Consider the following 14371-nt stretch of genomic DNA (forward strand, 5'->3'; position numbering starts at 1 on the left):
TGGTATGGGGTGTGGCGCATCGAGAAAGCGCGCCGCCAGAGCCTGGAGCATCTCTACCAGCTTCCCGAAAACGAGAGTGAGATAGAGCAAAGAGTGGGTGCGCGGAAAACGGCCAGGCCATTTTCCGCGCACCCACTCTTTACTCTGGGGTGAGCGTCATGTTTTTGCAATTGGGCTAGACAAAAGCCCCCTCTTCTGCGAAGATGTGTTCATTCTCAAGAGGGGAAGGGAAAAACATGAGCGAAGAGACTGATCAAGGCTGGCAACAACTCAGCGCACAGATTCTCACTGATATCAAAGCCTGGCGGCGAGACCATCCCAAGGTGACCTTACGTGAGATTGAACAGGAAGTGCATCAGCGCCTGAGTCGACTGGAAGCCCAAGTGATTCAAGATGCAGCTCAAGCAAGTGCGCAACGTGACTGGAGTGGTACCTCAGCCCAAGAGCGCCCCACCTGTCCCGTGTGTGGCACCCCACTGCAAGCCCGTGGGAAACGACCCCGCCGTCTGCAAGGAGCAGGAGGACAAGAGATCACGCTCAGCAGAACGTACGGAACTTGCCCCACGTGTGGGACAGGGCTTTTTCCCCCTCGATGAGGAGTTAGCTCTCCCAAGAGGGAGGAACTTGACATCGTTGCAACACGAGCATCTGGTCCATCTTTCGAGCTGGATGCCTTTTGCGCGAGCTGCTGAGATGATGCAACGTCTGCTCGGGGTTCAGGTCAGTGAAGCGAGCGCGCGTCGACAGAGTGAGCAGGCAGGTGCCTTAGCCCTGGCGGTGCAAACGGTTCTGGCCTCGGAACCTTTCGCCTCGTCACCATCTGTGAGCAAGCCTACCAAGCGCCTAGCCATCAGCGCCGATGGGGCCTATGTGCCTTTGCTCAAAGGGCAGTGGGCAGAGGTTCGAACGGTGGCTTTTGGAGAAGTCGAACCCTCCACCAGTCCGGCTGGAGCACAAGAGGTCACGGTCAGTCATCTCTCCTATTTTTCTCGCATGTGTGATGCTCAGACCTTTGCGACCTTGGCTGATGTGGAGATGCGAGAGCGAGGGGTCCGGCAGGCTCAAGAAATCGGAGCAGTCACTGATGGTGCCGAGTGGTTGCAGGGCTTCCTCGATCTCCACTGTCCCCAAGCGTTGCGCATCTTGGATTTTCCTCATGCAGCAGAGCATCTCCATCTGCTCATCCAAGCGCTCCAACAAGCCGGCCTCGTTCTGCCTGACGACCTGCTGGAGCGTGCCTGCCATCGACTCAAACATCGAGGTCCCCGTTTGCTCATCTGGCTGCTTGCTCGTTTACCAGCTCAGATCGCCCAACAGGAAGGGGTGCGTGAACAGGTCGGCTATTTTCTCAAACGCGAAGCCTTGATGCAGTATCCCCAGTTTCAAGCCGCAGGCTGGCCGATTGGGTCAGGGATGGTGGAAAGCGCCAATAAAGTGGTGGTGCAAGCCCGCCTCAAAGGAGCAGGTATGCATTGGGAGCCCAGTCATGTCAATCCCATGCTCACCTTACGCAACGCCGTCTGTAATGAGCGATGGGATCTCTGCTGGCAAGAGATTGAGCGGGAGCAACTCCGTCACCGGGAGCAGCGTCGCAACGAGCGAGCGACACCTCGTCTTGAGCAGATGGTCTCTTCCTTGATGCTCTCGCTCCTTCGCTTTCGTTCCCCTACTCCCAAGCCACTTCCCCCTCCCCCTCGTCCAATGGCACCTGCTGCCACCTTACCTGGTTCCTCACGCCCTTCAACCCATCATCCATGGAAACGAGTGTTGGTTTGTCGTCCCAAATCCATTGCAAAAAGATGACGCTCACCCTTTACTCTGATATGGGTAGACAAATAACCCTTCGGAGCCTTATACTACAAAAAGTAAGTAGGATTCCCTAGTGTAAGCGTGCTCCAGGAGTTTTTGTATGTACAAGCAAGGCTCAGATTCGGAGAGAGATGTACAATCCATGTGGTGTCCCATTAGAAGCCTTTTCCTTCCGCAACGTGCCCCTATCCCTATCTATATCTCTGAACAGGAGCGCAGACGCACCACCATGCCAGCAGATCCCTGGCAGTATCGCATCCAGGCCTGGTTCGCCTATCACATGATTCAGATCCGCTGGGACATTGAACGAGGCATTGCCAGGTTGCTGCATAAACGCTGGAGAACACGCTAACCCTCAGTCTCATAGGTCCCCCCCTCAGGCGTAGCTAAAGCTGCGCGTCGGTATCCTCCGCTGTATCGCTCCAGTCAAATGAGAGGTCTCCAGTCGTACCTGTGCGGCGCAGGCGGGAACGCGCCTTTTGTTGCCCGGTCGGTAGCTCTCCCTTGTATTTGCGTTGTATACGCATTTGCTGCTTGCGTTCTTTATCTTCTTTAAACTCAATGGAGAGGCGGCGATAGAGGTCCTCCCACTCGTCGAGGATATTGAGCCGATCATGCTTCTCAATGATATTCAGGCTCTCCTGCCCCATGCGTGTACGCAGGGCTCCATCTTCAAGGATCGTATCAATAGCGCGTGCCAGTTCTTCACTATTTCCCGGCTGGAAGAGAAAGCCATTCTCATTCTGATGGACAAGCTCGGGCAAGGCATACGAATTGGCGGCCACCACGGGCAGGCCACAGGCCATAGCCTCCATCGTTGCCAGGCTCTGTAGATCAGCCTCGGATGGAATGGCAAAGAGTGCTGCTGAGCGACGCAGCGATAGGAGATCGGCATCACGCACAAAACCCAGGAAGCTCACACGGTCCTCTACATGCAAACTGGCCGCCAGCGCGCGTAGCTCCGCCTCCATAGGGCCAGAACCCACAAGCACGATGTGCGCGGGCTGACGCAGATGCTGCGTAGCGCGAATCAGCACATCAATACGCTTCTCTTCGCTCAAGCGATTGACATGAATGATCAGCGGGCGATCTGTGGGCAGGCCAAAGCGCGTAAGCACCTCGGGATCGGGTGCCCCTGGGCGAAAACGGTTCAGGTCGATGCCATTGGAGATAGCGCGTGCGGGCGCGCGCAGCCCATGCTCATATAATAGGTTCAGCGCCGTCTGTGTGGGGGCCGTGACATACTCACAGCGATTACAGAAATTAACCAGGTACGTATAAGTCACGCTGCTAAAGGGTTTGCCAAAGATTGGATCGGACGAGAGTGAGCGACTCATATTAATAGGCAGGTAGTGATTGGTCGCGATGACGGGCTTGCGCAGGCCGCCCGCGAGAATTTGCGCGATATTTCCCAGCACCACGGGCGAGTGGATATGGATAATATCGGGATCGCTACGTTTGATGAGATTGCGCATCGGCATAAAGGGGAGGAAGGGAATGCGTAAGCCCTCGTAGGTAGGCCACTCAAACGAGGAGAAGCGATAGACCCGCACTCCCTGTTCGAGGCGCTTCACATCACGCGCGCCATAGCTAGGCGCCACCACCCAGACCTGGTGACCGCGATTGACAAAGTCTACCGCGAGTCCACGTGTCACTGTGGGAACACCACCCACCATTGGGGGATATTGATCGGTTACTAGCATGATGCGCATAGTTTGCTTGTAGCTCCTAGTCTTAATGTTTCTTACACTACCTGCCCGCCCATGGGCGAAGTATTTCTACACACAAGGGCGCTAACATAGACTATAAGCAATGACGACGTGCGTGAAAGCCTGGTAACAAAAAGGGGGACGCGGTAAGACATATAGGGTAGTTTACCGCGTCCCTGTCGTTACAGTGTGAAAGGCCTGCATTACTCGCTGGCAGTGGACTCGCTCTCAGCCGCTGGGGCAGCCTCAGCAGCAGCCTCGGCAGCCTCAGCCTCGGGCAGCTCCACCTTCGGCGGCGCAACCTTCGCAACCGACTCCTCGGGATCACCGACAAGCTTAAATCCCTTTGGTAGCTTGATGTCCCTGGCATAGATTGTATCGTCAAGTGTCTTCAACGGCGAGAGATCCACCTCGATGGCGGGCAGGATATCAGAGGCGCGACACTGGACCTCAAGCGCGTCCATATGCAGGAGCGTCCCCTTGGTATCCTTGAGCGCGGGGGACTCGCCCACAAAGTGCAAGGGTACCTTAATGCTCACCTGCTCATCCATGCTTACGCGAGAGAAATCCACGTGCTGGATCTCTCCCGAAACCGTATTGTGCTCCACATGATGCACCAGGACAGTCTCCGCACCCTTGCCAGGCAGGTTGAGTGCATAGATACTTCCCGCCCTGTTCTCATGCTGCAAGCGCTTGAAGACTTTGGCCTCAAACTGAATCGCCACCGAATCGGCCTTGTGACCACCAATATTTCCAGGGATAAGGCCCTGGCGACGCAGGCTCTTCGTCTTTTTCCCAAAAACCTCGCGTGGTGCGACATCCATTTCGATCTGTTTCGCCATACAAATTCTCCTTCGATCTTATTCCGAAACCCAACGTCGCTTGCGTGACTAGCGCTTCCCCCATTCGGGGACAAGCGCTCAGGGTTTTCGGAAAAGAAGTTCTTGCAAAAGTAACGATGAGAGAAATACAAGCGCCAGCAAGCGCTCGCGTCCCTCTCGACCTCACATCTCCACGTTGGAAGACCTTGCATACGTAGCGCAGAGCGCTGGCTCTTACCCCTATTACGGATAAGCAGTACACTTTAGATGCGGCGACCTACGACGACAAGGCTCTGAGATAGATACGAGCAAACGCTTACTGGCTCAGGCGTCGCTTACGCTGGGCCTGGAAAAACGCGATGATCTGCTCGGTTGCATAGGTGTTGGGAACATCGTCGGCGGAGAGCCACCCCTTACGCGCGATGCCAAGACCATAAAACACATCATCCAGCCCGTCAATGCTATGGGCGTCTGGTCCAAGCGGAACCTTAAGCCCCTTCTCGCGCGCTTTACGCACCAGGCGCCAGTCCAGGTCAAGGCGAGAGGGGTGCGCGTTGATCTCTATGCACACACCCTGCTCAGCGGCTGCATCGATCACAGCCTCCATATCTAATGTATACCCTGCCCTACCAAGTAAAATGCGCCCCGTCGGGTGACCAATAATTGAGGTATATGGATTGGCAATGGCCTTCAACATGCGCTGCGTCTGCTCTTCCGGCGAGAGGTTAAAGTTGCTATGAATGGAAGCGATCACAAAGTCAAAGCCCGCAAGGACCTCATCTGGGAAGTCGAGCGCGCCATCTTTGAGGATATCGCACTCAATGCCCTTCAAGATGCGGAAGCGCCCCTGCAACTCGGCATTAATCTGGTCGATCTCGGCCCACTGGCGGCGCACATCCTCCTCAGAAAGCCCACCCGCGTAGGCCGCGGCCTTGCTATGGTCAGTAATACCCAGGTAGGAGTAACCACGCTCGATACACCCCTCTACCATCTCGCGCAGCGTCTTCTGGCCATCGCTATAGGTCGAGTGCGCGTGCAGAATGCCACGCATATCGCTCTGCTCCACCAGTTTAGGCAGCTTATGTTGCGCGGCCGCGTCGATCTCCCCCGTATCCTCGCGCAGCTCGGGCGCGATATAATCCAGCTTGAGCGCGGCATAGATATCGCGCTCCTCGTGGCAGGGAACCAGCTCTTCATTACCCTCGCTGATCTTAAAGAGGCCATAGTCGTTAATGGTCATACCCATATTCTGCGCACGCCTTCGCAGAGGAATATGATGCTCACGTGAACCGGTAAAGTGATGCAGAGTAGAAGGAAACTGGCTATCGCTCACGACGCGTAGATCCATGGCGATCCCGCTGGCAACCACGACGCTTGACTTGGTCGTTCCCTTGCCGGTGATCGAGATGACCGTTGGCTGGGTCGTAAAGAAACTCATGATCTTCTCACGGGCCTCTTCGGGCGCGTTGTCGTCTACGCTGGCGACCATGTCAATATCTTTGACGGTCTCGCGACGGCGGCGCAAGCTACCAGCAACCTCCAGGCGTACGATCTCGGGTAGGGTCGCCAGGGCTGTGCGAATGCGCTCGGCCTCCGCAAAGGCCACATCGAAGCGAAAGCGGTCGGCGTGCTGCTTCAGGAAGGCCAACCCCTGGAGGATCTTCTCCTGCGTCTTCTTACCAAAGCCGGGTATCTTCGCGACTTTGTCATCCTTGCAGGCCTGCTCTAGCTCGGCCAGAGTGGTGACATGCAACTGGTCATAGATGGCGTTAATCTTCTTTGGCCCCACGCCGGGGATACGCATCATTTCCAGCTTGACGGCTGGCGTCTCGGCACGTAGTTCGTCGAGAAAGGCGATCTTTCCGTTCTGTACGGCCTCCTCAACACGCTTGATCATGGTAGGACCAAGGCCGGGCGTTCCCTTTAGCTTCTTCTCCGCCACGAGCTGGTTCAGGTCGCCATCCACGCTGACCAGGGCGCGCGCGGCGTTTTCGTAGGCCCGCAACTCAAAGACACTGGCCTCGGGTTTAAGCGCCAGAAGAGTGGCAATCTCTTCCAGCATCGAAGCAACTTGCGCTTTATCCATATTCTTTCTCTCTCTATCCACTGTTTCTCTATGTCAGGCGTCGAAATAGGAGCCGAGATATTCGGGTGGCGCGGTCTGCACTTCAAACGGGTTGCGCCCCCGCAGATCCCGGTTAAGATAGCGTTTACAGTCAAAATGCGCCACTAACCAGCAGTAAAAGGGATCGCTGACGAACACAGCGTCCCAGGGGCGCTCTTCTCCCATGTCCAGTACGCGATTGCACACAAAACAGCGCGCCATTCCCGCACGAACGGCCTGCTCCAGCCAGGACATGACAAAGTGATGCATGTCCTCTAGCAGCATGTATTCCAGGCAATCAGCAGGATAGCCATATTCAACTGGATCGGGGCACTCACGAAAATCTCTATCCGCCCGACTCAGCGCGATTGGAGGAGCCTTGAGGACAACTTTCACCTCGTCGTCCTCCTCCTCCTCAGAGACACTCGTCGCAACGCTGGTCAGCAGAAGACCCTCGCGGGCAAACCAGGATAATAACTCATTACGCATATACTGCTTATTGTACTACAAAAACGCCCTCCTGGGATGAGCAAATGTTCTACAGATTATGGGCGATGCTCATCTATACCTTGCGGCTGTTTTCTTGTCTTGCCCAACAGTATCCTGTATATTAGCTAATACGTTATATTTAGTGGTCTGGGGGAATTTGGATGGCATTGTTATTGGATGGAGTATGGCACTGCCATACTCCATCCAATAACATACTTCTTCTATCTTTTTTGTGACGAAAGGCAGGAAATGAATAATTACGGCGAAGTTCCCGTAGAGCGGGCTTTAGTGGGACAACAATTAGGAAATTATCGCCTGGTAAAGTTGCTTGGACAGGGGGGCTTCGCGGACGTTTACCTTGGCGAACATATTCATCTTCAGACCCAGGCTGCGATTAAAGTCCTACGCCTCACACTGACACCAGAAAATATGGAGGGCTTTCGCAAGGAGGCCCAGGTCATCGCGCAACTTGAGCATCCACATATTATCCGCATTCTCGATTATGGTATTGAGCGCGGCATCCCCTACCTGGTAATGAGCTATGCGACTAATGGCGCGATCAATCGGCGCTACCCGCGTGGGACGCGTGTACCACTCAACATACTCCTTTCCCTGCTCAGCCAGGTCGCGAGCGCGCTCCAGTATGCGCACAATCAGCGCCTGATTCACCGCGATATCAAACCCGAGAATATGCTGCTCAATCGTAACGACGAGGTCCTGCTCAGCGACTTTGGCATTGCCCTGGTGGCGCAAACCTCGCGCCAGACCTCGCTAGATATTGTCGGCACGGCGACCTATATGGCACCTGAGCAACTGATGGGCAAACCAGTGCCAGCAAGCGACCAGTATGCCCTGGCGATTGTCGCCTACGAGTGGTTGGTGGGGCGCCCCCCCTTTCAGGGGTCCTTCTCCGAGGTCTGCGCGCAGCAACTTAACGCCCCAGCTATCGATATGACACAGCTTGATCCCCAGGTCATGCCACTCCCTCTTGCACGCGTGTTAGAGATAGCCCTGGCCAAAGACCCCCAGCAGCGCTACCCAGATGTGCTGACCTTTGCGCACGCCTTCGAGCAAGCCGCTCAACCCTTTCTCCATGGCACGCCCCTACCCGCCATGGATTCCGCGCGTTTACGCTTACCAGCACAATATCCTGGAACGCAATCAGGCCAGTCTTTCCCAGGCGCCTACGAGCAAGGCAACGCCCTGCATAGCAATGATATGACAGAGCAAATGCCATCCCCGGTCTCCCGGCCTGGTATGCCCTTTCAGACTCCGCCTCAAACGCAGACAGCATTTCAGCAGACCCAGCAAAGGGGGCCACAGCAAACGCCACCCTACAGCTCCAACTATGCCTCGCTGCCACAACAAAACGCAGGCCAGCCCTGGATGACGGGCAAGCCAGCGCCAGCTCGTCAGCGCTCCCGTGTACCCGGTTTCCTGCTCGTCAGCGTGGCCGCGATCCTGGTCATCATTGGTGGCTTCGCGCTGTACAAGCCAACCACTACCCACACCCAGCCAACACCAGTGGCAAGCACCACCACGACACCTGGAACGACTAGCGTTCCCTCGGGGGGAGCACTCTACCAGGCGACCTGGGGACCTGAAGATACCTGGCAACTCACTGATGGCTGGGAAGCTCAGGATGGCCAGCTCACAAGCAACGGTTCCCTAGTCAACGCTAATGCGCTCTCTCCCTTCCACGCGAAGTCTGCCAACTACGCCGTAGAAACTGAAATCGCGTTCCAAGGATTTGGCCAATCTAGCGAGAACGGTGGTCAAAATAAGCCTGGCAAACAAGGCAATAGCCTCTTCTTGCAATCAGGTGGTTATGGTATCATCGTACGGCTGCATAGCGGGCGCAGCTATATCTGTGGACTAGATGTGCATACTGGCGCGTATATCGCCCTCGTAGAGGGTGGACGGATCATTAAGCGGCTCAAAAACGTCGGCTATCACTTCTCTACGGGTAGCCATATGTATCGGGTCGAGATCCATGACAGCGAGATCGCCCTGCTTATCGATGGCAAAGCCATTGTGCAAGCTAGTAATAGCACGCTGACCGCCCCAGGAGAGATAGGCCTGCATAGCGACAATACGCGCATGGCAATCACCAGCTTCAAAGTTCTCCAATTATAGCTACCCAGTAAGAGACACAAAAGCGCGGGCGGCCTGTACAGGCCGCCCGCGCTTTTGTGTCTCTTACTGGGTCAGATGCTCTTGCCTGTGCTGGTCGCCGCACTGGTCGCGTATTCGCGTACAAGCTTGTTAAAGGAGACCGCTTGCTCATCTTGCAGGTGGTAGCGACTCTTATCCAGGATACGCACCTCGATTGCGGGATTAACACGCTTAAAGGCTCCGCTGGCCTCGCTTGGTCGCAGCGCGCCCTCGCGTCCCCAGACAGCCAGGACAGGCATTTGCAGGCGCGCAAATGGCTCATGAACATCCATAGCCAGCCCCTGGCTCAAGACTGCCGAGGCCGCAACATATGAACCAGGCTGGTGCGCGCTCGTGTAGACATACTCCACCAGTTCATCCGAAATGAGGCCGGGATTGTGATAGCCCTGGCGGTCATAGTAGCCACGAATAGCCTGGCGCGAGGCCAGAACATTGTAGAATGCCTGGCCGATAATGGGCAGGCGCAAGAGAGCACGCCAGCCACTGGCAAGCGGGCTGGGATAATGCTCTTGCAGAATAGTGAGGGAAGGTTCGACGAGAATCAGTTGCTCAAAGAGCTGTGGGCGGCGATAGGCGTCAGCGATCACAAAGGCACAGCTCTGACCATGCGCGACAACGGTCACGGGCTTATTAATTACCTCGCGCATAAAGTCATGGATCAGGTCGGCATACATTTCGGCATCATATGCCACATCCGGGCGATCCGAGAGGCCATAGCCTAATAAATCGATTGCATATACGCGGAAGTTTGTGGCCAGGGCATCAATATTCTTGCGCCACTCATACGAGGAGGCTCCAGGGCCGAAGCCGTGGATGAAGAGCAGGGGTTTGGCGTCGCGATTCCCCTTCACACTATAGTACATGTCGCCATACTTCCAGGGATAGCGCCGCTCCTCACCAGTGAGAACCGTATCAAGTTCCCCTGCCATGGATTCAATCAACCTGTTATAAATAGCCAACGCACCCAGCGTGCCGCCTACAACCATCGTTGTTGTAGCCAATTTCTTCGCGAAACCCATATTCTTTACTCCCTATTTTCAGCATCGAGACTGCGTACATAAGAATAGAAGGGTTGCCAGTCTCGGTATCTTAGCGCTCTATACAGATACAATAGCCTACCAACAGAATAAGCTTTCCTCAACACTTGAGTATCTAGCAAACCCATCTAACTAACAGGCTTTGATACCGCTTACGCCGCACGTTATTTGTGTACCATTTTCTATCAGCTACTATAGCATGTGCTCGCAGTCAGCGCAAAATTAACGGTACATATTGAAGCTCCGCATTAAGACGGCTCAAACTGAACTCGCCAGGTAGCTAGTAATAGCACGAATCAGCATAAGGTGGTGGCTACAACTGGGAGAGCACGACGCTGCTGAAGCACGCGTCTACATATAATGGTACGGTAAATATCGTATCATTATATGTAGACGCGTGCTTCAGCAGCGTCAGTTAGAAGCTAAAGGACACACATCATATGACTGCTATTTCCACGAAGATCGTCCTCGCGCCCGAGGTTGCCCAGGCACTCCAGGCCGGGCAGGCCGTGGTGGCCCTGGAATCGACCGTTATCTCGCATGGACTTCCTTATCCCGAGAATGTGCGTACAGCCAGGGCTATGGAGCAGGCCATTCGCGAGGAGGGCGCGATCCCGGCTACGATTGGCCTTCTGGATGGCAAGATCAAAATCGGCTTGAGCACTGACGAGCTAGAATTTTTTGCGACCTCCAAAGGCGTGCGCAAGGTCAGTCGACGTGACCTTGCCTTTACCCTGGCTAGCGGACAACCTGGCGCTACAACAGTCGCGGGAACGATGTTCTGCGCCAATATGGCAGGTATTCGCTTCTTCGCCACTGGTGGCATTGGTGGCGTTCATCGTGGCGCGGCAGATAGTATGGATATCTCCGCCGACCTGACCGAGTTAAGCAAGACGCCGGTCATGGTTGTCTGTGCCGGAGCCAAGTCGATTCTGGATCTCAACCTGACCATGGAATATCTGGAGACACAAGGCGTGCCTGTCATTGGCTGGCAGACCGATGAGTTGCCCGCCTTTTATGTGCGTGAAAGCGGTATACGCCTCCCGCTTCGCGTTGACGAGGTCGAGGCGATGGTACGTGTCGCGCGTGAGCAGTGGGAGTGCGGTCTCGCGGGTATCGTCGTGGGCTGTCCCATCCCTCCAGAATACGCCATGGACCCCCAACCCCTGGAAGCCGCCATTAATGAGGCCCTGCGCCTGGCACAAGAGCAAGAGGTCAAAGGCGCGGCCACCACGCCCTTTATCCTTGGGCATGTCGCCCAAACCACAGGGGGAGCCAGCGTCGAAACCAATACCGCCCTCCTGATCAATAACGCCCGCTGGGCAGCCCGCTTCGCGCGTGCCTACTATCGCTAAAGAAATGTATAAAGTATTGGGGCAGGTGGTGTGAGGCCTCCTGGCAGCTTGCAGCCGCCAGGAGGCCTCACACCACCTGCCCCAATACCCCCATGCCTTATGAGCGCGAAGTAAAAATCTCGTCTGAGAAGAAGCGGACCCAGAGTACCACTACAGCCAATCCTCCAATCAGGGCAAAGAAGCCCATCGCGCCACCCGCCTTATCGGTGCGGAATGGGAAGAAGAGGATCATCGACATCCAGACCATGGTCAGCGTCACTGTCCAGTTCAGCTTGGTTGTCTCAGCGCTTGAGCGGTAGAAGAGATTAAAGAAGAAGATAACGAGCAGGCCAACAAAAATGACCAGCGGCTTCAAAGGTGTAAGGCTATTACCGGTCCCCGTCCAGTCAATGACCAGGTTGCCATTGATGAAGAGAAAGGTAAAAACCCACAAAAGGGATAAAACCGCGCCCCAGATGACCTTGCGCAGTTCAATAGGACTATTCACCGTATCGGCTCCTTTCGAGGAGGTATTGCTAGATAACTGTACTCGTATTGTAGTCGTTGTGCCAAAATAAATCAACATTTTTGAGTTTCCACCAAAGAGTCCCCTCTTAACGCGCCTGCGGCGCTCAAAAGGTGTAAGGGTGATGTGGCTGGAAAACTGGCTATGCCCAGTTTTCCAGCCACATCACCCTTACACCGAAGGATTGGCATAGCTAGTAGCACAGTTACCCAAAAGGGTTGGCAAAGCGAGTGCCACAGGAAAAGACCTGTACATTTTAGCTGCTAGTGGCGATAGTGTCTCTTTCCTGTAAAGACCATCGCGATGGCATAGCTGTTGGCTGCCTGGATGACATCGTCGTCGCGCGCCGCTCCTCCTGGCTGAATAATGGCGGTAATACCCGCACGGGCCGCAGCCTCCACCGCGTCGGCGAAGGGGAAGTAGGCATCGGCGGCAAGTACCGAACCCCGAGCACGACTTCCAGCCTTTTCCAGCGCTAGCTGTACGCTTGCCAGGCGATTCATCTGGCCCGCGCCAACACCAATTAAGGCCAGCTTATGGGCTAGCACAATAGCGTTTGATTTCACCAGGCGTACCGCCTTCCAGGCAAACATCAAATCAGTGACCTCCTCCAGGTTGGGATCGCGCTCAGTCACAACGGTGTATTCTACCTCTTGTTCGCCAAACAAATCCGGCGTCTGCAAGAGGAGTCCCCCACTAATTGAGCGTACATCTAAGGGGTGCGCTGGCCGGTGATCGAGTTTCAGGCTATGAGTCGCGCGCTTACGTGGCTCCAGGGGGGCGCGCGTAGCGAGTAGGCGCATCTCCGGCTTCGCGCGCAGGATAGACCGTGCCTCACGGCTAAAAGCCGGCGCGAGCACGGCTTCAAAAAAGAGCTGGCTCAGTTCGTGCGCGGTATCCCCATCGACCTCGCGATTACAGCCTACAATCCCTCCGCTGGCCGAAATAGGATCGCCAGCGTGTGCTTGCTGGTAGGCATCAAGCAGGCTATCTCCACAGGCCAGGCCACAGGGATTGGTATGTTTGATGATCGCGACGGCTGGCACGGTAAAGGCTCGTGCCGCCTCCAAAGCAGTATCCAGGTCCAGCATATTGTTGTATGATAGCTCGCCTCCCTGGAGTATTTCCGCCCTGGCAAGCGTAGCTTCTCCCCGGACATGGCCTGGCTTGTGGGACGAAGGCCAGCGATAGAGAGCCGCCTGCTGATGCGGGTTCTCCCCATAGCGTAAATTGCGCACCCGCTGCGCAGACATAGTGACGATACTGGGAAAGAGCTCATCTGAGCTGGTGTGCAAGTAGCTTGCAAGCGCGCTGTCGTAGCTTGCCAGATAGTAAAAAGCAATCGCAGCCAGCCTGCGTCTCGTCTCCAGGCTCACCTCTCCCTGTTCACGCCATTCCTGAAGCACAGGCACATAATCCTCAGGACGTATCAATACCAGGACATCCTCAAAATTACTGGCGGCGGCGCGCAGTAGTGTCTCTCCACCTATATCTAGCTGCTCCATGGCGTCCGCCAGCGGGGTCTCCTCCTCAGTTAGAAATGGAGGAAAGTTTACCACCACGACATCTACCGGTTCGATGTGGTGGACACGCAAATCTTCTTCGTGCCGGGGACGGTCCCGCCGGGCCAGCACCGCCCCTAACAAAGCGGGGTGAAGCAGCTTGACACGCCCCTCAAGAATGTCAGGGAACCCGGTTAGCTCCTCTACTGGCGTCGCCGTGACACCAGCCGCTTGCAGAGCCTTTAATGTATCCCTGGTGGAGAAGAGAGAGACATGCAGGCTCTCTAGCTCTTGAGCCAGCCTGGGAAGTCCCTCACGATTTGCTACGCTTATCAATGCCCTCATCCAGCTATCCTTTCAGGCTTTATGATGCGCATTCAAACGTCTAGATCTCACTCTCTCAGTATAGTCTACTCGCAGGGATCAGCAGAGAAGAACTATAACATTTCAAAACGTTCATTAAAAGTGGCAAAACATGAAATTTATCTTAACCAGCTTTTAGTACTTTACAACTAAAACACCTTGTATGTAGAGGGAATACCAAAAGAAGCATGGTAATATCCCTAACAGAACAGTAGAGTTCTGCAACATGCCAGAACACATCACATTATTTTAAACTGTTCCAGCACACGCCTACACTGGTGCATAAATTGATATATAGAGACGTATCATTCAAAAAATCCAAGGAGGGTACCATCCACGCCAAAGGGTCATACCCATGCCACCTTGAAAGTTGTACAAACGCTTATACGTCTGACCGTTTGTAGATACAAGTCGCGCGAGTCTTTGCCTGGCATAGTGCTAAACGCAGCCACACCGCTGCATGTATTGTGATAGCTACCAGAGAGAGAAAGGGCCACACCAA

At 55.0% G+C, this 14371-nt stretch carries 11 protein-coding genes; 4 read left to right on the forward strand and 7 right to left on the reverse strand.

Annotated features, from left to right (window positions below; genetic code table 11):
- Window positions 1-393: 393 nt before the first annotated feature.
- Together KRAC_RS26190 and KRAC_RS78435 are read left to right on the forward strand one after the other, a co-directional pair.
- Window positions 394-1803 (forward strand): ISKra4-like element ISKra2 family transposase, encoded by a 1410-nt coding sequence (locus KRAC_RS26190; protein WP_007912424.1) that lies wholly within the window; start codon window positions 394-396, stop codon window positions 1801-1803.
- Between the two features lie 235 nt (window positions 1804-2038).
- Window positions 2039-2161, forward strand: coding sequence for a hypothetical protein (locus tag KRAC_RS78435; protein ID WP_274532130.1), 123 nt, complete (start codon window positions 2039-2041; stop codon window positions 2159-2161).
- 34 nt (window positions 2162-2195) lie between these two features.
- Here KRAC_RS78435 and KRAC_RS62510 read toward each other — a convergent pair whose 3' ends face one another.
- The 4 genes from KRAC_RS62510 to KRAC_RS26215 all read right to left on the reverse strand — a co-directional run bounded on the left by KRAC_RS62510 (window position 2196) and on the right by KRAC_RS26215 (window position 6932).
- Entirely contained in the window at window positions 2196-3521 is a 1326-nt protein-coding gene (locus KRAC_RS62510) for a glycosyltransferase (RefSeq protein ID WP_007912431.1), read from the reverse strand.
- A gap of 200 nt (window positions 3522-3721) precedes the next feature.
- Window positions 3722-4360 carry a 50S ribosomal protein L25 gene (locus KRAC_RS26205; protein ID WP_007912433.1) on the reverse strand — a complete coding sequence of 213 codons (639 nt, stop codon included), beginning with the start codon at window positions 4358-4360 and terminating at the stop codon, window positions 3722-3724.
- A gap of 295 nt (window positions 4361-4655) precedes the next feature.
- Window positions 4656-6425, reverse strand: coding sequence for a DNA polymerase/3'-5' exonuclease PolX (polX, locus tag KRAC_RS26210; protein ID WP_007912435.1), 1770 nt, complete (start codon window positions 6423-6425; stop codon window positions 4656-4658).
- Window positions 6426-6458: 33 nt separating this feature from the next.
- Window positions 6459-6932 carry a hypothetical protein gene (locus tag KRAC_RS26215; protein ID WP_007912437.1) on the reverse strand — a complete coding sequence of 158 codons (474 nt, stop codon included), beginning with the start codon at window positions 6930-6932 and terminating at the stop codon, window positions 6459-6461.
- Window positions 6933-7181: 249 nt separating this feature from the next.
- Here KRAC_RS26215 and KRAC_RS26220 point away from each other — a divergent pair, with 249 nt between their 5' ends.
- Window positions 7182-9068, forward strand: a complete 1887-nt coding sequence (locus tag KRAC_RS26220) for a serine/threonine protein kinase (protein WP_007912439.1) — start codon at window positions 7182-7184, stop codon at window positions 9066-9068.
- A 71-nt stretch (window positions 9069-9139) separates the two neighbouring features.
- Here the strand turns inward: KRAC_RS26220 and KRAC_RS26225 are convergent, their stop codons facing one another.
- Complete coding sequence (locus KRAC_RS26225) at window positions 9140-10126, reverse strand: alpha/beta fold hydrolase (protein ID WP_007912440.1); 987 nt, start codon at window positions 10124-10126, stop codon at window positions 9140-9142.
- Between the two features lie 458 nt (window positions 10127-10584).
- Here KRAC_RS26225 and KRAC_RS26230 point away from each other — a divergent pair, with 458 nt between their 5' ends.
- Window positions 10585-11499: a pseudouridine-5'-phosphate glycosidase gene (locus tag KRAC_RS26230; RefSeq protein ID WP_007912441.1), complete on the forward strand. Its 915-nt coding sequence runs from the start codon at window positions 10585-10587 to the stop codon at window positions 11497-11499.
- Between the two features lie 97 nt (window positions 11500-11596).
- Here KRAC_RS26230 and KRAC_RS26235 read toward each other — a convergent pair whose 3' ends face one another.
- Complete coding sequence (locus KRAC_RS26235; protein ID WP_040444173.1) at window positions 11597-11986, reverse strand: hypothetical protein; 390 nt, start codon at window positions 11984-11986, stop codon at window positions 11597-11599.
- A 281-nt stretch (window positions 11987-12267) separates the two neighbouring features.
- Entirely contained in the window at window positions 12268-13851 is a 1584-nt protein-coding gene (gene purH, locus KRAC_RS26240; RefSeq protein WP_007912443.1) for a bifunctional phosphoribosylaminoimidazolecarboxamide formyltransferase/IMP cyclohydrolase, read from the reverse strand.
- Window positions 13852-14371 lie beyond the last annotated feature (520 nt).

The sequence above is a fragment of the Ktedonobacter racemifer DSM 44963 genome, assembly GCF_000178855.1.
GTDB lineage: Bacteria > Chloroflexota > Ktedonobacteria > Ktedonobacterales > Ktedonobacteraceae > Ktedonobacter > Ktedonobacter racemifer.